Source organism: Aquitalea sp. FG25 (assembly GCF_057809375.1).
Genome location: NZ_JBMDJV010000023.1, coordinates 68408 through 89543 on the forward strand (window position 1 = coordinate 68408; position 21136 = coordinate 89543).

The following is a 21136-nucleotide window of genomic DNA, read 5'->3' on the forward strand; positions in this document are numbered from 1 at the left end:
AAAGTACACACATGGCACAGTTCTTCATGATTCACCCGGACAATCCGCAAGCGCGGCTGATCCGGGAAGCCGCCAACATCCTGCGTAACGGCGGTGTGGTGGTGTACCCCACCGACTCCTGTTATGCACTGGGCTGCATGCTGGGCGACAAAAAGGCGATGGAACGCATTCTGGCCATCCGCCAGATCGAGCTCAAACATCACCTGACACTGGTGTGTCACAACCTGTCCGAGCTGGCCAATTACGCCCGCGTCGACAATACCCAGTTCCGTCAGCTCAAGGCCGCCACGCCGGGCAGCTACACCTTTATCCTGCAAGCCACCAAGGAAGTGCCGCGCCGTACCCTGCACCCCAAGCGCGCCACCATCGGCCTGCGCGTGCCGGATCACAAAGTGGCACTGGCCCTGCTGGAAGAATTGGGCGAGCCCATTCTGTCCTGTACCCTGTCCTTGCCGGGTGATGACGAGCCGCTGACCGACCCGTACGAAATCCGCGAGCGGCTGGAACACAGCGTGGACGCGGTAATCGATGGCGGCTGGTGTGGTACCGAACCCACCACCGTGATCGACATGACCGACGGGGTGGAACTGCTGCGGCACGGCAAGGGCGATCCGGCTTTGTTCGGTCTGTAAGCCCGCTACTGGAACCATCCGAGCCTGCCTCCATCTAGTGGGGGTTAACGTTTTCCATTCGAAAAAGAGCCATGGGCGATACTTCTCAACTGATCCAGCAGATCAGCATCTATGCCTTGCCAGTGTTGCTGGCCATTACCCTGCATGAAGCAGCGCATGCCTATGCGGCCAAACGCTTTGGCGACAGTACCGCCTACATGCTGGGGCGCATGACCCTTAACCCGCTCAAGCACATCGACCCGGTTGGCACCGTGTTGCTGCCGCTGATTTCCCTAGTCATGGGCGGCGTACTGTTTGGCTGGGCCAAACCAGTGCCGGTCAACTTTGGCGCCTTGCGCAATCCGCGCGTCGGCATGCGCTGGGTGGCGGCGGCGGGGCCGCTGGCCAATTTCATCATGGCGGTGGTGTGGGTGCTGCTGTTCAAGCTGGCCATCGTCATGGACAACAATTATTCCGAGCCGCTGGCACTGATGAGCAAGGCCGGCATCAACATCAACGTAATGCTGATGGTGCTGAACCTGCTGCCCTTGCTGCCGCTGGATGGTGGCCGCATCGTGGAAAGCCTGCTGCCACCGGGCATGGCTTACAAATATTCCCGGCTGGAGCCCTATGGCATGTGGATCCTCATTGCGCTGATCTTTACCGGCGCACTGATGCCCTTGCTCAATCCCTTGCGCCAGCTGGTGTATCATCTGCTCAGTCTGTTTCTATAACTTGCGGGAGGCCACCTTGCCTGGTGGCCGATACAGCCTGTACCGACCGCGCAGCATGCGCAGCCCGGCACAGGCTTTGTCATTCCCGGACCATCTGGAAATCACACCATGTTTGCCAACCGCATCCTTTCCGGCATGCGCCCCACGGGCAGCCTGCACCTGGGCCATTACCACGGCGTCATCAAGAACTGGGTGGCGCTGCAATCCAGCCACGACTGCTATTTCATGGTGGCCGACTGGCATGCACTCACCACCAATTACGACGATGTGGCCATCATCGAAAAGAGCATCTGGGACATGGTGATCGACTGGCTGGCCGCCGGTGTGGATCCGGAAAAGGCCACGGTGTTCATCCAGTCCAAGGTGCCACAGCATGCCGAGCTGCATCTGGCATTGTCCATGGTGACCCCGTTGTCCTGGCTGGAGCGTGTGCCCACCTACAAGGACCAGATCGAAAAACTGTCCACCAAGGACCTGGGCACCTACGGCTTCCTCGGCTATCCGCTGCTGCAGGCCGCCGACATCCTGGTGTACAAGGCCGGGCTGGTGCCGGTGGGCGAAGACCAGGTGCCGCATATCGAGCTGACCCGCGAAGTGGCCCGCCGCTTCAACAATCTGTTTGGTCGCGAACCCAATTTTGACGAACTGGCCCAGGCCGCTGCCAAGAAAATCGGCAAGCAGGGCAAGCAGTTCATGCAGCAGCGCACCGCCTATCTGCAAGACGGCAATGCTGAAGCGCTGCAAGCCGCACGTGAGATTCTGGCCGCCAGCCAGAACCTGGGCGTGGCCGACCGTGAACGCCTGGCCGGCTGGCTGGAAAACAAGGGCAAAACCATTCTGCCGGAACCGGAAGCCAAGCTGACCGCTGCTTCGCGCATGCCGGGCCTGGATGGCCAGAAGATGTCCAAGTCCTATGGCAACACCATCACCATGCGCGAATCGCCAGAGCTGGTGAGCAAGAAGGTGAAAGCCATGCCGACCGACCCGGCCCGCGTGCGTCGTACCGATGCCGGTAATCCGGAAAAATGCCCGGTATGGCAGCTGCATCAGGTGTACAGCGACAACGACACCCGCGAATGGGTGAAAAAAGGCTGTACCAGCGCCGGCATCGGCTGTCTGGAATGCAAGCAGCCGGTGATCGACGGCGTGCTGCGCGAACAGCAGCCAATGTTCGAGCGCGCCGAGCAATACCTGACCCATCCGGATCGGGTGAAGGAAATCGTGTTTGAAGGCTGTCGTCGTGCGGAGAAGGTAGCCAAGGAAACCATGGGTGATGTACGCGCTGCCATGGGGCTGGGTTTCTGATTCAGAAGATGATCAGTAGTCAGCCAAAAGCCGGAACCATGTGTTCCGGCTTTTTTATTGACATAAAAATGTGAAAGCGTGGACTGCGCAATGCCAGCCCACTTGGCCAATTCCGAAACGGAAAGCGCCAGGCCTTCACATTGAGTCAGGGATACATCACTGCGTGCCTGCATGCTTGGGAGAGCGATGTTCTCGATAGGCTGCCGCCAGTGTCCGCAGGGCATCGCGCGAGCGCTTATCCGTCAGAGTCGAATGCAACATGATTCGTGACGAGGGCAGTTCAGGCAAGCCAAAACGCTGGCCGATTTCGATGGTGTCAGCGGGAGCTAAGCGGCAAGAAAAGGCCGCTACGGCCAAGCCTGCGGAAACCGCGGCCATTACAGCAGCATGACCACCTCCGACAAACACCTCGTTCCACTCGATGCCCTCTGAAGTCAAGGCTCGGATCGCGATGTCGCGCACGCCGCAGCAAGGTGCCAGTGCGGCAACGCGGAGCGGTTTGCCGGCTTGCTGACGGAATTGGGGCGCGGCAAACCAGCCAAAATGTTCCGGCCCCAGGTCTTCACCGTCGCGGCGATCATCTTCCTGACGAACGATCACAGCATCCAGATCACCGCGGTCAAAGGCATCAAGTAGGCTACGTGAGTTTTCCAGCCGGACTTCAATGGTCAAGGCGGGGTCACGTTCGCTCAAGCGGGCCAACATGGTCGGGACTTCCGGCCCCGCAACGTGTTCAGCAATGCCCAAGCGGAACCGTCGGCATTCGCAAGACAGTGCTGACAGCGCGCGATCATGCGCAGCGATGAACTCGCGTGCGGGATTGAGGAACGACGCACCTTGCGCCGACAGGCGAACCATCCGTGGCGTGCGTTCGATCAGCTTGTAGCCCAGGCGTTCTTCCAAGCGCTTTAGTCTGACACTGATGGCACCTTGGGTTGTACCCAAGGCTTCGGCAGCTTTGGTGAAACTCTGAAAGTCGGCAATGGTGACGAATGCCTGCACCGACTCCACATCCAAGACTGGGCGGTTCATTTGCTATCCGAATTTGTTGTCTCTGATATATTCAAGCATATCATTGATAAATAGATAACGGCTCCCTAACATTCTTCCAAACGCGTCGCGCGTTCTTTTCCCGCGTCGGCAGGCTTTCTAGGCAGTACCTGAAAGATGCCGCGCAGACCCGTCTTTTGGAAGGTGCCCATGACTCTCTCAACTTCGCGACAGGGCCTGTTTGCCCTAGCTGCCGTCTGCTTGTCCGCCTTGATGCTGGGCCTGGAGATTTCCAGCGTGCCGCCCATCCTTTCCACCATTGAACAAGTCATGGGAGCCAGCTTCCGCCAGCTTCAATGGGTCATGGCGGCCTACACCATCGCCATGACGACCATTCTGATGGCCGTCGGCACCCTGGCCGACCGCTATGGCCGCAAGCGTGTTTTCACCATCGGTATCGTGGCCTTCGGTATGACCTCGCTGGTGTGCGGCCTGACAGAAAGCGCTGCCGTGCTGATCGTGGCCCGGTTTTTCCAGGGCCTGAGTGCAGCCATGATGCTGATCTGCCAGATCGCTATCCTGTCCACCCAGTTCCGGGATGGCGAGCAGCGCGGCAAGGCGTTCGCCTTGTGGGGCATCGTCTTCGGTGCCGGCCTCGGCTTCGGCCCCATCGTGGGCGGCGCGATTTTGGCTCTGGCGAACTGGGAATGGGTGTTCCTGATCCACGTCGCTCTGGCCGTTGTGACCTTGCTGCTGGCTCAGGTCGGTGTTCAGGAGTCGCGTGATCCGAACGCAACACGACTGGACATCGCCGGCATTGTCACGCTGTCGCTTGCCGTGTTCTGCCTGGTGCTGTTCGTCACTCAAGGGCCGGTGCTCGGTTTCGGCAGCCCTGCGGCCTTGGGCATCATCGGCTTGTCCGTCTTGAGCCTTGTCGGCTTTGTCGTGGCCGAACGCATTAGCGAGCGACCGATGATCGACTTCTTGGTGTTCCGCGTGCGCAATTTTTCGGGCGCACTGCTCGGCTCAATGGGACAGAACTTCAGCTTTTGGCCCTTCATTATCTACTTGCCGATCTACTTCCATGTCGGCCTGGGGTATGACAGCATGCAGACCGGACTGGCGCTGCTGGCCTATACCTTGCCCACCTTGTTCGTGCCACCGCTGGCCGAACGTCTGGCCCAGCGCTGGCAGCCTGGCGTCGTGATCCCGCTAGGCATGTCTACGATCGGCCTGGGTTTCGTGCTGATGAAAATCGGCAGCATCTCCGCACAACCGGGCTGGCTGATCCTGCCGGGCTGCGTACTGGCCGGTATCGGGCTGGGTCTGACCAACACGACCGCGACCAATACCATCACCGTGTCTGTCGCGGCCGAGCGCGCCGGAATGGCATCGGGTGCGGATACCAGTGCCCGGATGATCTCGCTGGCCTTCAACATCGCCGTGATGGGCTTCGTGCTGGTGCAGGGCGTGATGGCTCATCTGCGCGATACTGCGGGCGCGCCAGAGACGGCCGAGTTGCGGCACTTCGCGGAAAAGATCGCAGCAGGCGATGTGACGGTCGCGCAGCAACACGCGGGGCCGCTGGCGAATGTCGCTGCGCCTCAAGACACGATCAATGCCGCGCTCGTGGCGGGATTCGGCTGGGTGATGGTGTACGGTGCCATCAGCGTCTTCGTGCTCGCGTTTGTCAGCTTCTTCGTCTTCTTGCCAGGCAAGGCTACACAGCAAGACGACAGTGCCACGCAGGACCAATCAGCATAGGGGGCATGGTGAACAAGGGGGTAGACCTGTAGCACTTGTCACCTTGCCGCCTGTGACTTCAGTGCTCAATACGTGGCAGGAAGATTTCCGCCAGCATGCAGCGACAGCTGCCGCCGCCCACCGCCTCGATGGTGGGGATGGGATTGACCACCGGCTGACCGTGCCGCTCCAGCACGCGTTGTTGTTGCGGGGTGAAGCCATTCCAGGCGCGCTGCGACATCGCCAACAGCGGGGTGCCATCCTGTGCCACCAGTTGCAGGATATTGCCGCAGAAATGCTGCTCCACTTGCTCGTGGCTGATCTGGATCACCTCGTGGGTGGATTCCAGCGCGGCCAGCACCCGTTGGCGTTGTTCTGGCTGGTACAGGCTGTCGGCGCAGATCACCGCGATATCCTGTCCCACCGACATCATTACATTGCTGTGGTAGATGGGGACGCCGTGGCTGTCGGCGGTGTCGAACAGCTGCACATCCTCCAGACCGCGCAAGCGGGCATAGCGGTATAGCGCCAGCGGATGGCAGCGCTGCGAACGCGCGGCATACACCCGGCGGCGGGCATGGTCGAAAATCATCACCCCGGTGCCTTCCAGAATCAGCTGTTCTTCCCACGGGTGGCCCACCCAGCTGATCTGGTTGATCTGGTAATCGTGTTGCAGCAATAGCCGCGCCAGTTCTTCCACCCGCCTTTCCTGCCGACGGTTGGGCGTGTGCATCGGGTAGATGTGCAAGCTGCCATCCGCACTGGTGGTAAACCAGTTGTTGGGAAACACCGCATCCGGCGTAGGAATGCCGTCCGGGCTTTTTTCCAGCACCATCACCTGCAAGCCGTGGTCTTGCAGGCGCAGGGTCATGGCATCGAATTCAGCCATGGCCTGCGCGGTGACGGCGACTGCCGGCAGCTTCAGCCGGTGCTGGAGCACATTGTCGGCACCGGTCTGTTCGTTAAAGGCAAAGCCGACCGGGCGCACCATGACCACGGCGCGCGCCAGTTGCGGTTGTGCCGGGCGGTTCAGCGACAGCGGCTGAATCCAGGGCAGATTCTGATTTCCCATGGGATGAATTCGGGGCGGAGGGTGGAGGGTGCTGGTATAGTAGCCAGATCAAGATCAAACAAAAAGTTGGATTTGTTTGACATTTCCATAATGGTTTGGAATGGATTTTCACCTAGCCGCTCTCAAGGCCTTTGTCACCGCCGCGCGTGAGTCGTCGTTTTCCCGCGCCGCCGACTGCCTGCACCTCACCCAGCCGGGTTTGTCCAAGCGCATTCGCAGCCTGGAGGATGGCCTGCGCGTCACGCTGTTCGACCGCATTGGCCGCCGCACGGTGCTGACCGAAGCCGGGCGCGCCTTTCTGCCCCATGCGCTGCGCATTCTGGCCGAGGCCGAACAGGCCAGCCAGTTGCTGCGCAGCCTGCAACCGGCCCAGGTGGGCAAGCTGCATCTGACCACCACCCAGCATATCGGCCTGTATTACCTCAAGCCCGTGCTGGCCGATTTTTTGCGCCAGTACCCGGGTATCGACCTTACCGTGGACTTCAAGACTTCAGCCGAAACCCACAAGCTGCTGTGTCAGGGCGAACTGGAACTGGGCTTCATGTCCGAGCCGCCCTTGCACGAGCAGGCGTTGGAATACGTGGAAGTGCTGGAGGAAAAACTATGCTTTGCCGTGGCGGGCCAGCACCCGTTGGCCCTGCTGGATTCCCTCACCCTGCAGGACCTGGCGCGCTATCCCGCGTTGTTGCCCGGCAGCAATACCCGCTGCCGACGGCTGATCGAAAACCTGTTCCAGCAACAGGCCACCCCGCTGGATGTACGTGAGCCGTCCAATTACCTGGAAGCCTTGCGCATGCTGGTGGAGGCCGGGCTGGGCTGGACAGCGCTGCCGGAAGTGATGATCAGCAGCACGCTGTGCCGTCTGCCGCTGGCAGAATACGAACCCTCGCGCACCATCATGCTGGCCTATCACCGCAAAGTCAGTCTGTCCGGCCCGGCGCGGCTGTTTCTGGAATGGGTCAAAACCCACCCGCTTGGCGTACACTCTGCCGCATGAGTACCCCGACCACGCCCGACAACTTTGCCCTGACCGCGCCGGAATTACCCGCCGGCCTGCCCATCGCCCATGTGTTTGGTCAGCCGGTGCTGGAAGTGCCGCAGGACCTGTTCATCCCGCCCGATGCCTTGCAGGTGATTCTGGAAAGCTTCGAAGGCCCGCTGGATTTGCTGCTGTACCTGATCCGCAAGCAAAACCTGGATGTGCTGAATATCCCCATGGCCGATATCACCCGCCAGTACATGGGCTATGTGGATGCCATGCGCGCCGAGCGGCTGGAGCTGGCGGCAGAATACCTGCTGATGGCGGCGCTGCTGATTGAAATCAAATCACGGCTGCTGCTGCCACGTCCGCCACTGGACGAAGAGGGCGAGCCGGACGACCCGCGTGCCGAACTGGTACGCCGTCTGCTGGACTACGAACAGATGAAGCTGGCCGCGCTGGAACTGGACAAGCTGCCGCAGGCCGACCGCGATTTTGCCTGGCTGGCGGTATTGATTGAGCAGGGGGCCGAAGCACGATTGCCGGATGTGGCTGCGGTAGACCTGCGCCAAGCCTGGCTGGCCATTTTGTCCCGCGCCAAGCACAAGCGCAGCCACAAGGTGGAAAAGGACGAGCTGTCGGTGCGCGAGCAAATGAGCTGGATTCTGCGCTATCTCCACGATCGCGAATACGTGCCGTTTGAAGAACTGTTCGAGGTGGACAAGGGCGTGGCACACCTGGTGGTCAACTTCATCGCCGTGCTGGAACTGGTGAAGGAAGGGCTGATCAAGGTCAGTCAGGAAGAGGCCTATCAGCCCATCTACGTGCGTATCGCCATCAGCTGAGCTGGCAACTGTTGCGTACATGACAGCAGCGCACGATTAGGCAGTGTCGCCAGCGGGGAATTCATGTAGAATCCGCGCCTTCCCCGCGCAATGTATATTTTTTCGCCCCCAGTCCTGTTTGCAGGCCGGGCGAGACTTGGTCCGATGACCACCATCACCGACTTAAACTATCTCAAGATCGTGCTGGAAACGGCATTGTTAACCGCGACGGAACCCTTGTCGGTATCCCAGCTCAAAAAGCTGTTTACCGAGGATATCAAGGCCACGCTGTTAAACGACATCCTGGATGACATCCAGGCTGACTGGCGTGGCCGTGGCGTGGAACTGGTGAAACTGGCCAGTGGCTGGCGCTTTCGCGCCCGGTCCGAATTTACACCCTATCTGTCACGGCTGAACCCGGAAAAACCACCGCGTTACTCACGTGCCGTGATGGAAACCCTGGCGATTATCGCCTACAAACAACCTGTTACCCGTGGTGATATCGAGTCCATTCGTGGCGTGTCGGTATCCACCAATGTGATGCAAACCCTGCTGGAGCGGGGATGGATTGAAGTAATCGGGCACAAGGACGTGCCCGGCCGGCCGGGGCTGTATGCCACCACCCGCAAGTTTCTGGATGATCTTGGCTTTGTTTCGCTAAGGGATCTGCCACCACTGGCAGACTTGGGAACACTGGTCATACCCGATGCCCAGCCACAAGAGATCGGCAGCGAAGACGCCGAAGACACTCTCCCCCTCGACGATGAGGCGGACAATCTGGAGCCACAAGCTCAATAGCGCGTGCGCTCGTACTGAAAGAGCATGATTTATGTCTACCAAAGGACAAAACAACGCCCGCCAGCCGGTGGCGCGTGTAAAGGGACGCGAAAGCACCAGCCAGCGCCGTCAGCCTGACGCCGCCCGTGGCAACGCCCCGCAGCAGCAGGGCCGTGGCAAGCCGCAAGGCGTTGGCAAGGCGCGCAATCCGCAAGACGCGCAAGGCCAGGGTGGCAAGCCGCAAGGTCGTCGTCCGGCAGCACCGCGTGATGCCTACGGCAATCTGCTGCAAGCCAAGGCCGGTGCCGCTCCGCATGAAAGCGCGCCGCTGTTCAAAATGAGCCGTGCCGAACTGGCTCAGGTCGAACTGCAGCGCCAGGCCCGTGGCCTGTCGCGTGATGAAAACGGCGAACCCAACGGCAATGTGGCCGAGCCGAAAAAGCCGGCCAACAATCGCCGCAAGGAAACCGTCAACCGTCGTGGCGAAGTACAAGCCAAGCCGACTGGTACCGGCAAGCGCACGCAGTCGGAAAACAACCGCCAGCAACAAGCGGCCCGCCGTCAGGAAAAGGCCGAACGCCTGCAAGCCGAAGGTGGCGAAGCCCTGCAACACGAGCGCCGCTTTGGCAACAAGAATGCCGCCATGCCGGTGGCCGATGGTGAACAAAGCCCGCGCGAACAGCGCCGTGCACCGGCCGCAGGCAAGCCGCGTGCAGAAGGCAAGTCGCTGGTAATCAAGGCAAAAAAGTTGCGTCTGCGCAGCCCGAGTCAGGACGTGAAAGAAAAGTCCAAGCGGCTGCGCGAGGTACGCCTCGACAAGGAACAGATTGAACCGGTACGCCTGCAGAAGGCGCTGTCGGCATCTGGTGTTGGCTCCCGTCGCGAGATGGAAGAATGGATTGAAGCCGGCCTGGTGATGGTCAACGGCAAAAAAGCCAATCTGGGCGACCGTGTCGGCCCGGAAGACCGTGTCACCGCCAAGGGCGACGTCATCAAGCTGAAATGGGCCGACCGTCTGCCGCGCATCATCATGTACCACAAGCAGGAAGGCGAAATCGTCTCGCGCGACGACCCGGAAGGCCGTGTCAGCGTGTTTGAGCGCCTGCCGCAAGCCAAAAGCAGCCGTTGGGTAGCCGTGGGCCGTCTGGACGTCAACACCTCCGGCCTGCTGTTGATTACCACCAGTGGCGAACTGGCCAACCGCATGATGCACCCCAGCTTTGAAGTGGAGCGGGAATACGCGGTGCGCGTGCTGGGCGAACTGACCCCGGAAATCGCCAAGGAAATGACCGCCGGTGTGGAACTGGAAGACGGCCCGGCCGCTTTCCAGCGCGTGTTCCAGCGCGGTGGTGCCGAAGAAGGTGCCAACCAGTGGTACAACGTGGTGATCAAGGAAGGGCGTAACCGCGAAGTGCGTCGCATGTTCGAACACTTTGGCCTCACCGTCAGCCGCCTGATCCGCGTGCGCTTTGGCAACCTGGGCCTGCCCCCGCGTCTGAAGCGTGGTCAGTTCTATGAGCTGAACGAAGCTGAAGTGGCAGCCGTGATGAAGTGGTCTGACCTGACCATGACTGGCCGCAAGAAAACGCGCGGCGGCAAGGGCGAGTGAGCGCTCGCCGTTGGCCGTCACTGACGGCATTGGCGGCGCGTGCAGGCAAATGGGTGGCGGCATTGCGGTCACCCGTTTTGCATTCGGCCAGCCAGCCTCATCATGGCCAGCAGCCTGCCTCGGGCAGCGCTGCCGCCCGTTTGCTGGCCGGTCGGCGCGGGCCGCGTGCGTCCATTGTCATCATCCAGGATGGCAAGCTGTTGATGATGCAGCGCATCAAAAATGGCAAGGAGTATTATGTCCTGCCCGGCGGCACCATCAAGGCTGGCGAAACCCCGGCCATGGCCTGCGTACGTGAAACCCGTGAGGAAACCGGCCTGAATGTATGGCTGGCCGAGCAACTGGCCGAGTTGGAGCACAAGGGCCGTATCGAGCATGTGTTTCTGGCCAGCAAGTTTCGCGGCACCCTGCAACTGGGCGGGCCGGAGCTGGCACGCATGACGCCGGACAATCAATACCATCTGCTATGGCTGGATTACCGCCAGCTGCAACAGCTGAAGCTGCGGCCAAAGAACCTGCTGGTGTACTGCCAGGAGTGGTTGTGGCCGCAGGACCAATGATGGCTTGCTGAACCGGCGCTGCCGGACGTAAGGTAGCCAATTGCAGTGCACGCCAGGAATATACGCATGAGCAAGGCATTTACTCGAAAAAACGACGAGGCAGAAGATGATCTGCCAGCCGAACAGCGATTGCCGGCATCCACCAAGAACTACATTACGCCCGGTGGCTGGTTGCGGCTGAAAGACGAGCTGTACCAACTGGTTAACAAGGAAAGGCCGGAAGTGGTGCAGATCGTCAACTGGGCCGCCAGCAATGGCGATCGCTCGGAAAATGGCGACTATTTGTACGGCAAGCGCCGCTTGCGCGAAATCGACCGCCGTATCCGCTTTTTGACCAAGCGGCTGGAGCTGGCGGAGGTGGTGGACCCGGAAGCCCGTGAAGCCACCGACCAGGTATTTTTCTCGGCAACGGTGCTGATTGAGCGCGGTGATGGCAGCGAGCAGTTGCTGCGCATTGTCGGGGTGGACGAGATTGACTTGGCACGCGGCCACATCAGCTGGATTTCTCCGATCGCCCGCACGCTGATCAAGGCGCGCGAAGGGGATAGCGTGCTGTTTCGCGGACCGGATGGCGACGAGGATATCGAGATTCTGGAAGTGCGCTACGAGAAGATCAGCTAAGCCCTGCGTCGCCCGTCATCAAGCAAAAGCCCGTGTATGGTTACACGGGCTTTTTTGCGTTCGCCTGCGGGGTGGCCAGCCTCAGTGGCCAGCTTCGTCGGTATCGGCCCGGCCAGATAGCTGGCTGTTCACCGCCATCCAGTCGCGGGTGGCGGTGTCGCCAATGCGGCTGAAAGCCTGGCTGAGCAGGCGGGCTTGTTCCTTGTGCAGCGCTTCTTCCAGCTTGCGGCCTTCGCTGGTGAGCGACAGCTGCTTCACCCGCTTGTCGTGGCTGGCGGCCACACTGGCAATCAGCCCCATTTCCACCAGCTGGCGCAGCGGCATGTTGATGGCCTGCTTGGTGACGTCCAGCGCGCCTAGCAGATCCTTGACCGACAGGCCGGGATAGCGGGCCACAAAGAACAGGATACGGTGGTGTACGCGGGCCAGGCCACGCCGGGCCAGGATTTCATCCGGCTTGGCGGTAAAGGCCTTGTAGGCATGGAAAAACACTTCCATGGCCGCGCGCAGGTCAATCGAGCTATCGGTGTCAGGCATGTTGACGACTTCCCCGCCTAGGGGTAAATTAGGTCAAAAAAATTGACGTTTATTGTTCGTTGGATTGTCACGGCAGCGCACCATATAGCGGTAGCAGAAAAAACATACCAACTGCTGCAGAAGGACCACTTCCGTCGGCTTGCCACCCTCGGCCACGGCAATATGGTTGACATACTGATGTGACAATCAGGGAGATTACCATGTTTTCAGAACGTATCGAACGACTGATGGGTTCGCTGATCCGCGAAATCCTGGCGGCAGCCCAGCGCCCTGAAGTCATTTCCTTTGCTGGTGGCTTGCCAGCAGCCAGCTGTCTGCCCAAGTTGGACTTTACTGGCATGCCGCAAGCACTGGCGCAATATGGCACGACCGAGGGTGAACCGGAACTGCGTGAGCTAATTGCTGTAGAGGCGCGCAAGCTGGGGCTGAACTGTTCTGCCCAACAGGTGCTGGTGCTGTCCGGCTCGCAACAGGCCATCGATCTGGCATCCAAGCTGTTCATCGACCCGGGCACACCATTGGTGACGGAAGGGCCGACTTATCTGGCGGCCTTGCAGTCTTTCAACCTGTTTGGGGCCAAGATCACTGCTGTAGCACAGGAAAACGGCCAGCTGTCACCAGAGAAGCTGGACCAGGCTTTGCGTAGCGCCAAGCCCCGGCTGACCTATCTGATTCCCAGCTTCCAGAATCCGTCCGGTGCCTGTTATAGCGAGGAAAACCGCCGTGCGCTGGCTGAGGTGATCGACAGCCATGGCCTGCCGGTTTACGAGGATGATCCGTACCGGGCGCTGTCCTATGATGGTGAGGCACCGGCTCCGCTGGTGAGCCATCTGAAGAACACGCCGTGGATCTACGCGGGCTCTTTCTCCAAGACGCTGGCTCCGGGCTTGCGCGAAGGTTATCTGATTGCCTCGCCCGAGCTCTACCCGCATCTGGTCAAGCTCAAACAGTCTACCGATCTGCACAGCAATCGCCCCGGTCAGTGGTTTATCGCCCAGCAACTGGCTAGTCCGGATTTTCCGGCCCATCTGCAATCCCTGCGCGATACCTACCGCGTAGGCCGCGATGCCATGCAGGCTGCGCTGGAAAAGCATTTTGCTGATCTGGCTGACTGGCAGGTGCCCAAGGGCGGGCTGTTCTTCTGGCTGACGCTGAAGCAGCCGCAGGATACGCGCCAGCTGCTGAAGCTGGCATTGGCAGAATGCAATGTTGCCTTCATGCCGGGCGAGCCCTTTTATCCGAATCCGGAGGACGGCATCGGTCATTTGCGGCTTAACTTCAGCCATGCAGCGCCAGAGCGCATCGATGAAGGTATCGCCCGTCTGGCCCAGCTGGTACGCCAGGCAGCCGTCTGAGTTGGAATCAGGCTGCAAAACAAAAGCCGCTCGATGAGAGCGGCTTTTTTTGTGGCAGAACGAGGCGGCTTAGCCGCCAATCGGCCCTTCGCCTTCCAGCATGGCAACGCCAGTCAGCCCGGAGCGGAATACGGCCTGCTGCAGGGTTTCCACGGCCTTCTTGCGGAAGAACTGCTTGCGGGTCACCAGCAGTACCCGCCGTTCCGGCACCGGGGCCTGGAAGGGCACGACCGACAGCAGGCTGTCGTCTCCCGGACCAATAGAGGTGGATGGCATCACAGTCACCCCCATGCCACTGGCCACCATGTGGCGGATGGTATTGAGCGAGCTGCCTTGCAGGGTGCTGGCCAGGCCGGAATGGTGGTTTTGCTTGCTGGCCAGCTCGCTGCATGCCTGCAGCACCTGATCGCGGAAGCAGTTGCCCTGGGTCAGCAGCAGTACGCTTTCATCGGTAAGCTGGCTGGCATGTACGCAATCCTGCTTTTCCCACGGATGGCCCTTGGGCGTGGCCACAACAAAGGGCTCGTCGTACAGCGGCCAGGCCACGGTTCCGGCTTCCTCGAACGGGTCGGCCACGATGATGGCGTCGACCTCGCCGCGCTTGAGCATTTCAGCCAGCCGTGCGGTGTAGTTCTCTTCCAGAATCAGTGGCATGTCGGGTGCCAGAATGCGCAGTGCCGGAATCAGTCGTGGCAGCAGGTAGGGGCTGATGGTAAAGATCACCCCTAGCTTGAGTGGGCCGACCAGCTCGTTCTGGTGTTCGCCAGCCAGCCGTTTGACGGTTTCGGCTTCTTCCAGCACGCGCTGCGACTGCTCGATGATGCGCTCGCCAATTTCCGTCACCGCCACTTCTTGGCCGCCGCGCTCGAACAGGGTGATGCCCAGTTCGTCTTCCAGCTTCTTGATGGCGATGGACAGGGTGGGCTGGCTGACAAAGCAGCTTTGTGCGGCACGGCCAAAATGGCGCTCGCGCGCCACGGCCACGATGTAGCGGAGTTCGGTCAGCGTCATGGTTTAGCGTTGATGCTCCGGCAGCACGATATTGACTTCCAGCACCTCAAAGTCGTCCTGGCGTTCCACTTGTACCTTGATGTCGTCCAGATTGACCGACACGTACTTGGAAATCACCTCCATCAGCTCGCGCTGCAATGCAGGCAGGTAGTCAGGTGCGCTGCGACCATTGCGCTCGTGCGCCAGGATGATCTGTAGACGTTCTCTGGCAATGGCGGCGGTTTTCTGGCGCTTGCCAAACAGGATATCAATGAGAGACATGGTTTAACCTCCGAACAGGCGCTTGAGCAAGCCCACCTTGGGGGCATCCAGAAAGCGCATGGGGCGATCTTCGCCCAGGAAACGTGCAATCACGTCGGAATAGGCTTCGGCTACGTCGCTGCCCTTCAGATGAATGGCAGGGGTACCGGAGTTGGAGGCTTGCAGTACGGTTTGGGATTCCGGAATCACACCGATCAGCGGCACGCGCAGGATTTCCTTCACGTCGTCTACCGACAGCATCTCGCCCTTGTCCACGCGGGACGGGGAGTAGCGGGTGATCAGCAGGTGTTCTTTTACCGGCTCGCCGCCCTGTTCGGCACGGCGCGACTTGGAAGCCAGAATGCCCAGGATGCGGTCGGAGTCGCGCACCGAAGACACTTCCGGGTTGGTAACGATCAGGGCTTCATCGGCAAAGTACAGTGCCATCAGCGCGCCCTTTTCGATACCGGCAGGCGAGTCGCACACAATGTATTCAAAGCCGCTGTCAGCCAGATCCTTCAAAACCTTTTCCACGCCTTCCTGGGACAGCGCATCCTTATCGCGGGTTTGCGATGCCGGGATGATGTACAGGTTGTCGCAGTTCTTGTCCTTGATCAGCGCCTGGTTCAGCGAGGCTTCCCCATTGACGACATTGATCAGGTCGTACACCACACGGCGTTCGCAACCCATGATCAGGTCCAGGTTGCGCAGGCCGACGTCAAAGTCGATCACCACGGTCTTGTGGCCGCGCAGGGCCAGGCCGGAGGCAAAGCTGGCACTGGTGGTGGTTTTGCCGACACCACCTTTGCCGGAAGTCACGACGATGATTTTTGCCACGGTAAATCCTTTGGAAAATTGAATTATTCGCCAAGCGCGGTCATGACCAGGCGCTCGTTTTCAAGTTGAATCTGGGTAGGCTTGCCCTTGATGCTTTCTGGCAAGGCCTGTTCGATGGTGCGATAGACCCCGGCAATGGAAACCAGTTCGGCCTCCATGCTGCGCACGAAGATGCGCGCGCTGGTGTTGCCACGGGCTCCGGCCAGGGCACGACCGCGCAGCGGGGCGTAAACATGGATGTTGCCATCGGCAATGACTTCGGCACCGGCGCTGACCATGGCCAGCACGACCAGATCGCAGCCACGGGCATAAATCTGCTGGCCGGCACGTACCGGTCTGTCCACGATCATGGCGCTGGGTGCGGGAGCCGGTGCGGCTACCGGGGCGGCTTCTACCGGCTTGGCTTGGGGTTCGCTGGCAGGTTGGCTGGAGCGTGCAGGCAAGCCGCCGCGCACATAGGCCAAGCCATAGCGACTGGCAACTTCAGCCATGGCTGAATCCGGGTGGCGCAGCGCCACAATGCGAATGCCATGGCGGCTGAGCATGGGCAGCAGCCGGCCATATTCGGTTTCCGCTGCCTGGGGCAAGGCTTCCACATCCAGCATGAAGGCTTCGGCAGGCGCATCACCGGCGGGGCCGAAGCGGGTGTCCAGGGCGCTGGTGAGTTCTTCCAGATTGTCCGTGTGGAGAATCAGGGCCAGCAGATCCAGGCTGGCAGATTTGATGTCAAAGGCGTTGGCCGCAGAGCTCATGAGTAGGCTTTATATAAATAGATTTCTTCTATGGAGCGAGTGTACTGGCTTGCACTGCCCCTTTCAATGCCGGTGAACCATTCTGCATGGATGGCGAACTGTTGGTATTGCGCTGCAAAAAAATACGTGTAGCAGCCGCCAGCTGCATCTGTCACATGCTTGTCATTCGTTTGGAATGTTGCTGTTGTAAAAACACATACAAAATAGCTGCTTAGCGATTTGTGCGGCGCAACATTTTCTTGACCGCACGCTGCACTTTGGTTAAATTACGTTTGCTGCTGTGCAGCATTGGCGGCGAAACGGTTGTTGTGACTGTAAAGCTGAGTTGTATATCGACATTTCCAGGAGTAGCCATGTTTACCAATACCCAAGAATTCTCTGCTCTCGGCCAGGCGCAATTTGATAAAGCCATTCGCCTGTCCTCTATCGTCCTGGCTGGCGCTGAACGTTTTGCCAGCCTGCAGCTGGAGCTGACCCGCAAGCTGCTGGACAACAATGCCAAGCACTTCAAGGCACTGAGCGAAGTGAAGGATCCGAAAGCGTTTGCTGAACTGCAAACCAGCTTGGCACAGCCGGGTCTGGATCAGGCCTTCACCGTTGCCCGCGAAGTGTACGATGCTGCTGTCGCTACGCAAGGTGAGCTGACTTCCTTTGTGGAAGAGCAGCTGGCCGAACAGAACAAGCTGTTGCTGAGCAATCTGGACCGCCTGTCCAAGAACGCCCCGGCTGGTTCCGATGTTGCCGTTTCGGCGCTGAAAACCTTCGTTAACAGCTCCAATGCTGCTTTCGAAAGCGTGTCCAAGACGGCAAAGAAGGTAAGCGCTGAAATCGCTGAAGCCAGCGTGGAAGCTGCCAGTAACCAGGCTAAGGCCACGGCCGCTGCGGTAAGCCGCAAGAAGCCGGCTGCATCTGCTGCTGCCTGATTCAAGCATCGGTCAAAAAAACCCGCCAAGTTGGCGGGTTTTTTTTATGGCGATGGATGCTGGCTGCAGGATGTCGGCTGTGGTTGAAGCGTGCTGAAAATTTGCTGCAATGTGCTGTGTAGCGTGTCGCGCTGTTGCATTGCCAGCACGATAAGTAGTGCCAGATTGGCCGCAAAGTGTGTCTGCTGTCCTGGTGGCAGGGAAAACTGTGTGCGCACGGTCTCGGCATCATGCCCGGCGGCATCAATGCCTTGCTGTTGCAGGTAACGCAATGACAAGGAGAGCAGCTTGTCTGCCACCGCCATTTGCTGCTGCATGCATTGTTCCCAGTTGATTGCACTGGGAGTGGCGCTGGCGGGTAAATGCTGCCAGGCCAGTTTCAAGGCATATTGCATGGCGTTCATCACATGCAGGGTATAGCGTGCGCTGCCTGCTGGCCCGCAATGTAGCCAGGCGCCGGGTATGGGGGCCATATTATCCAGCCATCGGCTGGCATTGGCAGGCAGTGGCAGGGCGCTGCCGCACAAGAGCATGAAGCCGAGCTGCTCGCCCTGTGGCTGCCATTGACCACATATTTCCACCGCAATGACCTGCTGCTGCTGGCAGTGCAACAGGCGCAGATTCAGAGCGCTACTGTCGTCGTCTCCCAGATCCAGCCAGCAGTTGTCCGCCGTATAACCTTGCCAGCCTGTCGGCAACCAGTTCGGTGCAGTCCCATCTGCAGGCAGCAGCAGGCCGCGCTGGCGCAGTCGCAGGCTGAGCCAGTGCAGATAAGGTGCGGTGCCGAATGGCTGAAACATGGATGGCCTTAGATGATCAGTTGCTTTTGCTGGATGCACAGTCCCAGATTGTCAATAAACCACGTCAGCGCCTTGCCGGGTGATTCTTCTTTCCAGGCATAAAACATTTTGGTGCAACTGCGTTTTTCCTTCAGCGATTTTTCCACAAGTTGGCCGTTTTGCAGATATGGCGTGGCAAGCGTGCGTGGTAGATAGCCAATGCCCAGGCCTGCAGTCATCAGTGCGAGTTTGGCATCCAGGGTGTGGACGGTCAGTACATCCTGTCCATCCAGTATGCCTGCAGTACGGGTGGGCAGGCGGCGCGAGGTGTCTCCCAGTGAAATGATGCGGTGCTTGCGCAGGGTGTGTGCTGCCAAGGGCTCGGGCGCGCTGGCTAGCGGGTGGGTCGGGCTGAGCAGAAAGGCAAAGTCGATGGAGCCGATCTCGCGATAGAAATAATCGCCAGAAGGAGGGTGTCCGGGTGCTCCGAGTACCAGATCGGCGCGGGCGTCATACAGGGCGTCCCAGATGCCGCCAAATACTTCACGGGTAAAGCGTAGCTGGGTGCCGCTGCCCAGTTGGTCAAAGCGCTGGATCAGCGGAATGAGCTGTTCGAAGGGAATGAGGTCGCCAATGGTGATGACCAGTTCGCTTTCCCAGCCCGCAGCCTGCTGCTGCAGGCGATGCTCCACCGTGCGGGCCGCGTCCAGCAGATAGCGCCCGTCGCGCAGCAACAGCTCGCCGGCAGGAGTCAGGCGGGCGCGGTGGCCGCTGCGGTCAAATAAGGCAATGTCCAGATCCTGCTCCAGTTTCTGGATGACATAACTGAGTGCGGATGTCACGCGATGCAGCTCATCGGCCGCTGCGGCAAAACTGCCGTTGCGATCGATGGCATCCAGGACCAGCAAAGCATCTAGTGATAATTTCATGTTCAAATTTATTGAATAAACTGTTCAGATCATTTCGCTATCAACAAGAATGGCTCGCGTTTAATATTCATCTCACCAACCCGATGCAAGAAGTAAAGCCGTTGATAGCAAAGTAATTTTACGTGCCAATCTATAAATGTCATCAAAAAAATTGAATTAATTTTGGTGCGTGGCCCGGAAAGCTTGCATCCTGCTAACCGAATGGAGTGAATCATGTTGAAAAAATTGATGCTGGCTGTTGTTGTTTCCAATGCTCTTGTTGCTGCTGCCATGGCCGATAGCAATGTACGCAGCCGTCCGGACAAGGACGCTGTGAAGAAGTACGAGCAGCAGTTCAACACCGCTGATGCTCAGCGCAAGGCTGCCGATGATTATGCCGGTAAGGCCATTGCTGCTAATCCTGCCGATTACCGCAACCACTAAGCCTGCTGGATGGCAGCCCACCTTGACCGGCTGCCAGGAAAGCAAAAACGCCAGTGCATGCACTGGCGTTTTTCATGTCCGTGACGGACGCGGGCCTGCAGGGCAGGCCACTGGCAGCAATTACTTGCCGAAGCGCGCAATGCCTTCAACCAGTTCGGTCTTGGCATCTTCCAGCGTGCCCCAACCGTTGATTTTGACCCACTTGCCTTTTTCCAGGTCCTTGTAGTGCTCGAAGAAGTGCACCATCTGCGCGCGCAGCAGCTCCGGCAGGTCTTCCAGCTTCTGGATGGACTTGTACATCGGGCACAGCTTTTCCACCGGTACGGCAACCAGCTTGGCATCCACGCCGCCGTCGTCTTCCATCTTGATCAGGCCCAGGGCGCGACAGCGAATGACCACGCCTGGCGGCAGCGGGAAGGGGGTAACCACCAGCACGTCAACCGGATCGCCATCGCCGGCCAGGGTTTGCGGCACGAAGCCGTAGTTGGCCGGGTACATCATGGAGGTGCCCATGAAACGGTCAACCACCAGGGTGTTCCACTCTTTGTCGAATTCGTATTTGATCGGCGCAGCGTTGGCGGAGATTTCGATCACGACGTTGAAGTCGCCCGGCATGTCTTTGCCCGGGCCGATGAGTTCCAGGTTCATCAGGCAGAATCCTTTGTTAATGGTGGTTGTTTACATGGAATTTCTTGCAGGATTATATCAGCAGCTGCCGTCTTGTGCGGTGCACAGGTATAATCTTTGACGGATTTGTGCACCAATCAGGAACACTATGTTTGACACGCTGATTACCGAATTTGACAAGGGCTTGCGTACCTTGTTTGCCCCGGCGCAAAGCCAGCGGCCACGGCCAGATGCCGGGCTGGAAGAAGCCGAACTCAGCACGGCAGAAAAGCATCATGCCATCGGCCTGATGCGGGTGAACCATTGTGGCGAGGTATGCGCACAGGCGCTGTATCAGGGCCAGGCGCTGACGGCGCGCAATCAGGCTGCGCGTGAAGCACTGCAACAGGCGGCTTTTGAAGAGGTGGAGCATCTGGCCTGGACCGAACAGCGCATTCGCGAGTTGGGTGGTCAACCCAGCCTGCTGGGGCCATTGTGGTATACCGGCTCGCTGGCCATCGGCGTGACGGCCGGTTTGCTGGGTGACAAATGGAACCTGGGGTTTCTAGAAGAAACCGAACATCAGGTGGGGGCGCATCTGGACAGTCATCTGACTGCTTTGCCGGAGCAGGACGCCAAAAGCCGCGCGATTGTCACGCAGATGCGCGACGACGAACTGCGTCACGCCGACATGGCGCACGAATTCGGCGCTGCGAGCCTGCCAGCGCCGGTGCGGGGGCTGATGAAGTTGACGGCCAAGCTGATGACTGTCAGCAGCTATCGCGTCTGAGTCTCTGACTCAGTCGTTCGGACGTAAAAAAGCCACCTTCAAGGTGGCTTTTTCTTGTCCGTGCAAGTTGGCTGGCTGTTTTGTGCCGATGCAATGAAAAAAGCCCAGTCTGTTAACTGGGCTGATTTC

The 21136-nt window shown here is 59.3% G+C and carries 24 protein-coding genes; 14 read left to right on the plus strand and 10 right to left on the minus strand.

Annotated features, from left to right (window positions below):
- The first annotated feature begins 11 nt into the window (after window positions 1-11).
- The 3 genes from ACODR9_RS18685 to ACODR9_RS18695 all read left to right on the plus strand — a co-directional run bounded on the left by ACODR9_RS18685 (window position 12) and on the right by ACODR9_RS18695 (window position 2650).
- On the plus strand, window positions 12-632 hold the full coding sequence (locus tag ACODR9_RS18685) for an L-threonylcarbamoyladenylate synthase (protein WP_488811179.1): 621 nt from the start codon (window positions 12-14) through the stop codon (window positions 630-632).
- Window positions 633-703: 71 nt separating this feature from the next.
- The gene (locus ACODR9_RS18690; protein WP_488811181.1) at window positions 704-1345 is read left to right on the plus strand and encodes a site-2 protease family protein; all 642 of its coding nucleotides are present in this window, start codon (window positions 704-706) and stop codon (window positions 1343-1345) included.
- 108 nt (window positions 1346-1453) lie between these two features.
- Window positions 1454-2650: a tryptophan--tRNA ligase gene (locus ACODR9_RS18695; RefSeq protein ID WP_488811183.1), complete on the plus strand. Its 1197-nt coding sequence runs from the start codon at window positions 1454-1456 to the stop codon at window positions 2648-2650.
- A 156-nt stretch (window positions 2651-2806) separates the two neighbouring features.
- Here ACODR9_RS18695 and ACODR9_RS18700 read toward each other — a convergent pair whose 3' ends face one another.
- A complete protein-coding gene (locus ACODR9_RS18700) occupies window positions 2807-3682 on the minus strand; it encodes a LysR substrate-binding domain-containing protein (RefSeq protein ID WP_488811185.1) in 876 nt (291 codons plus the stop codon).
- 168 nt (window positions 3683-3850) lie between these two features.
- Here ACODR9_RS18700 and ACODR9_RS18705 point away from each other — a divergent pair, with 168 nt between their 5' ends.
- The gene (locus tag ACODR9_RS18705) at window positions 3851-5404 is read left to right on the plus strand and encodes an MFS transporter (RefSeq protein ID WP_488811187.1); all 1554 of its coding nucleotides are present in this window, start codon (window positions 3851-3853) and stop codon (window positions 5402-5404) included.
- Between the two features lie 58 nt (window positions 5405-5462).
- Here the strand turns inward: ACODR9_RS18705 and ACODR9_RS18710 are convergent, their stop codons facing one another.
- Complete coding sequence (locus ACODR9_RS18710) at window positions 5463-6455, minus strand: arginine deiminase-related protein (RefSeq protein WP_488811189.1); 993 nt, start codon at window positions 6453-6455, stop codon at window positions 5463-5465.
- Between the two features lie 100 nt (window positions 6456-6555).
- Between ACODR9_RS18710 and ACODR9_RS18715 the strand changes: the two genes are divergently transcribed.
- The 6 genes from ACODR9_RS18715 (at window position 6556) to greB (ending at window position 11825) form a co-directional block, all read left to right on the plus strand.
- The gene (locus ACODR9_RS18715; protein ID WP_488811191.1) at window positions 6556-7452 is read left to right on the plus strand and encodes a LysR family transcriptional regulator; all 897 of its coding nucleotides are present in this window, start codon (window positions 6556-6558) and stop codon (window positions 7450-7452) included.
- Window positions 7449-8279, plus strand: coding sequence for a segregation and condensation protein A (locus tag ACODR9_RS18720; protein WP_488811193.1), 831 nt, complete (start codon window positions 7449-7451; stop codon window positions 8277-8279). Before ACODR9_RS18715 ends, ACODR9_RS18720 begins: the two co-directional genes overlap by 4 nt.
- Before the next feature lie 144 nt (window positions 8280-8423).
- Window positions 8424-9056, plus strand: coding sequence for an SMC-Scp complex subunit ScpB (scpB, locus tag ACODR9_RS18725; protein WP_488811195.1), 633 nt, complete (start codon window positions 8424-8426; stop codon window positions 9054-9056).
- A 367-nt stretch (window positions 9057-9423) separates the two neighbouring features.
- Complete coding sequence (gene rluB, locus ACODR9_RS18730) at window positions 9424-10644, plus strand: 23S rRNA pseudouridine(2605) synthase RluB (RefSeq protein ID WP_488811220.1); 1221 nt, start codon at window positions 9424-9426, stop codon at window positions 10642-10644.
- On the plus strand, window positions 10641-11204 hold the full coding sequence (locus ACODR9_RS18735) for an NUDIX domain-containing protein (protein ID WP_488811197.1): 564 nt from the start codon (window positions 10641-10643) through the stop codon (window positions 11202-11204). Before rluB ends, ACODR9_RS18735 begins: the two co-directional genes overlap by 4 nt.
- A gap of 129 nt (window positions 11205-11333) precedes the next feature.
- Complete coding sequence (gene greB / locus ACODR9_RS18740) at window positions 11334-11825, plus strand: transcription elongation factor GreB (RefSeq protein ID WP_488811222.1); 492 nt, start codon at window positions 11334-11336, stop codon at window positions 11823-11825.
- Window positions 11826-11906: 81 nt separating this feature from the next.
- Here the strand turns inward: greB and ACODR9_RS18745 are convergent, their stop codons facing one another.
- Window positions 11907-12362 carry a MarR family winged helix-turn-helix transcriptional regulator gene (locus ACODR9_RS18745; RefSeq protein ID WP_488811199.1) on the minus strand — a complete coding sequence of 152 codons (456 nt, stop codon included), beginning with the start codon at window positions 12360-12362 and terminating at the stop codon, window positions 11907-11909.
- A 200-nt stretch (window positions 12363-12562) separates the two neighbouring features.
- Here ACODR9_RS18745 and ACODR9_RS18750 point away from each other — a divergent pair, with 200 nt between their 5' ends.
- Window positions 12563-13717, plus strand: a complete 1155-nt coding sequence (locus tag ACODR9_RS18750; protein ID WP_488811201.1) for an aminotransferase-like domain-containing protein — start codon at window positions 12563-12565, stop codon at window positions 13715-13717.
- A 69-nt stretch (window positions 13718-13786) separates the two neighbouring features.
- Here ACODR9_RS18750 and ACODR9_RS18755 read toward each other — a convergent pair whose 3' ends face one another.
- The 4 genes from ACODR9_RS18755 to minC are packed head-to-tail and all read right to left on the minus strand — an operon-like array spanning window position 13787 to window position 16557.
- Entirely contained in the window at window positions 13787-14728 is a 942-nt protein-coding gene (locus tag ACODR9_RS18755) for a LysR substrate-binding domain-containing protein (RefSeq protein ID WP_488811203.1), read from the minus strand.
- Window positions 14729-14731: 3 nt separating this feature from the next.
- Entirely contained in the window at window positions 14732-14989 is a 258-nt protein-coding gene (gene minE / locus ACODR9_RS18760) for a cell division topological specificity factor MinE (protein ID WP_045845585.1), read from the minus strand.
- A 3-nt stretch (window positions 14990-14992) separates the two neighbouring features.
- On the minus strand, window positions 14993-15805 hold the full coding sequence (minD, locus tag ACODR9_RS18765) for a septum site-determining protein MinD (RefSeq protein WP_488811205.1): 813 nt from the start codon (window positions 15803-15805) through the stop codon (window positions 14993-14995).
- Window positions 15806-15828: 23 nt separating this feature from the next.
- Window positions 15829-16557, minus strand: coding sequence for a septum site-determining protein MinC (minC, locus tag ACODR9_RS18770; protein ID WP_488811207.1), 729 nt, complete (start codon window positions 16555-16557; stop codon window positions 15829-15831).
- A 353-nt stretch (window positions 16558-16910) separates the two neighbouring features.
- On the opposite strand from minC, the gene ACODR9_RS18775 reads away from it, so the two are divergent.
- The gene (locus tag ACODR9_RS18775; protein WP_488811209.1) at window positions 16911-17480 is read left to right on the plus strand and encodes a phasin family protein; all 570 of its coding nucleotides are present in this window, start codon (window positions 16911-16913) and stop codon (window positions 17478-17480) included.
- Window positions 17481-17524: 44 nt separating this feature from the next.
- Here the strand turns inward: ACODR9_RS18775 and ACODR9_RS18780 are convergent, their stop codons facing one another.
- Both ACODR9_RS18780 and ACODR9_RS18785 read right to left on the minus strand, forming a co-directional pair.
- Complete coding sequence (locus ACODR9_RS18780; RefSeq protein ID WP_488811210.1) at window positions 17525-18280, minus strand: hypothetical protein; 756 nt, start codon at window positions 18278-18280, stop codon at window positions 17525-17527.
- A gap of 8 nt (window positions 18281-18288) precedes the next feature.
- Window positions 18289-19188, minus strand: coding sequence for a LysR family transcriptional regulator (locus ACODR9_RS18785; protein ID WP_488811212.1), 900 nt, complete (start codon window positions 19186-19188; stop codon window positions 18289-18291).
- 213 nt (window positions 19189-19401) lie between these two features.
- Between ACODR9_RS18785 and ACODR9_RS18790 the strand changes: the two genes are divergently transcribed.
- Window positions 19402-19611, plus strand: a complete 210-nt coding sequence (locus ACODR9_RS18790; protein ID WP_488811214.1) for a hypothetical protein — start codon at window positions 19402-19404, stop codon at window positions 19609-19611.
- Between the two features lie 120 nt (window positions 19612-19731).
- Here the strand turns inward: ACODR9_RS18790 and ppa are convergent, their stop codons facing one another.
- Window positions 19732-20259, minus strand: coding sequence for an inorganic diphosphatase (gene ppa, locus ACODR9_RS18795; protein ID WP_103524956.1), 528 nt, complete (start codon window positions 20257-20259; stop codon window positions 19732-19734).
- Window positions 20260-20386: 127 nt separating this feature from the next.
- Here ppa and coq7 point away from each other — a divergent pair, with 127 nt between their 5' ends.
- Window positions 20387-21007 carry a 2-polyprenyl-3-methyl-6-methoxy-1,4-benzoquinone monooxygenase gene (coq7, locus tag ACODR9_RS18800; protein ID WP_488811216.1) on the plus strand — a complete coding sequence of 207 codons (621 nt, stop codon included), beginning with the start codon at window positions 20387-20389 and terminating at the stop codon, window positions 21005-21007.
- The last annotated feature ends 129 nt before the right edge of the window (window positions 21008-21136 follow it).

Bases quoted from the DNA above. Each gene is read 5' to 3' on its own strand.
- ACODR9_RS18685 (WP_488811179.1), top strand. From the start codon at position 12: ATGGCACAGTTCTTCATGATTCACCCGGACAATCCGCAAGCGCGGCTG.
- ACODR9_RS18690 (WP_488811181.1), top strand. From the start codon at position 704: ATGGGCGATACTTCTCAACTGATCCAGCAGATCAGCATCTATGCCTTG.
- ACODR9_RS18695 (WP_488811183.1), top strand. From the start codon at position 1,454: ATGTTTGCCAACCGCATCCTTTCCGGCATGCGCCCCACGGGCAGCCTG.
- ACODR9_RS18700 (WP_488811185.1), bottom strand. From the start codon at position 3,682: ATGAACCGCCCAGTCTTGGATGTGGAGTCGGTGCAGGCATTCGTCACC.
- ACODR9_RS18705 (WP_488811187.1), top strand. From the start codon at position 3,851: ATGACTCTCTCAACTTCGCGACAGGGCCTGTTTGCCCTAGCTGCCGTC.
- ACODR9_RS18710 (WP_488811189.1), bottom strand. From the start codon at position 6,455: ATGGGAAATCAGAATCTGCCCTGGATTCAGCCGCTGTCGCTGAACCGC.
- ACODR9_RS18715 (WP_488811191.1), top strand. From the start codon at position 6,556: ATGGATTTTCACCTAGCCGCTCTCAAGGCCTTTGTCACCGCCGCGCGT.
- ACODR9_RS18720 (WP_488811193.1), top strand. From the start codon at position 7,449: ATGAGTACCCCGACCACGCCCGACAACTTTGCCCTGACCGCGCCGGAA.
- scpB (WP_488811195.1), top strand. From the start codon at position 8,424: ATGACCACCATCACCGACTTAAACTATCTCAAGATCGTGCTGGAAACG.
- ACODR9_RS18745 (WP_488811199.1), bottom strand. From the start codon at position 12,362: ATGCCTGACACCGATAGCTCGATTGACCTGCGCGCGGCCATGGAAGTG.
- ACODR9_RS18750 (WP_488811201.1), top strand. From the start codon at position 12,563: ATGTTTTCAGAACGTATCGAACGACTGATGGGTTCGCTGATCCGCGAA.
- ACODR9_RS18755 (WP_488811203.1), bottom strand. From the start codon at position 14,728: ATGACGCTGACCGAACTCCGCTACATCGTGGCCGTGGCGCGCGAGCGC.
- minE (WP_045845585.1), bottom strand. From the start codon at position 14,989: ATGTCTCTCATTGATATCCTGTTTGGCAAGCGCCAGAAAACCGCCGCC.
- minC (WP_488811207.1), bottom strand. From the start codon at position 16,557: ATGAGCTCTGCGGCCAACGCCTTTGACATCAAATCTGCCAGCCTGGAT.
- ACODR9_RS18775 (WP_488811209.1), top strand. From the start codon at position 16,911: ATGTTTACCAATACCCAAGAATTCTCTGCTCTCGGCCAGGCGCAATTT.
- ACODR9_RS18780 (WP_488811210.1), bottom strand. From the start codon at position 18,280: ATGTTTCAGCCATTCGGCACCGCACCTTATCTGCACTGGCTCAGCCTG.
- ACODR9_RS18785 (WP_488811212.1), bottom strand. From the start codon at position 19,188: ATGAAATTATCACTAGATGCTTTGCTGGTCCTGGATGCCATCGATCGC.
- ACODR9_RS18790 (WP_488811214.1), top strand. From the start codon at position 19,402: ATGTTGAAAAAATTGATGCTGGCTGTTGTTGTTTCCAATGCTCTTGTT.
- ppa (WP_103524956.1), bottom strand. From the start codon at position 20,259: ATGAACCTGGAACTCATCGGCCCGGGCAAAGACATGCCGGGCGACTTC.
- coq7 (WP_488811216.1), top strand. From the start codon at position 20,387: ATGTTTGACACGCTGATTACCGAATTTGACAAGGGCTTGCGTACCTTG.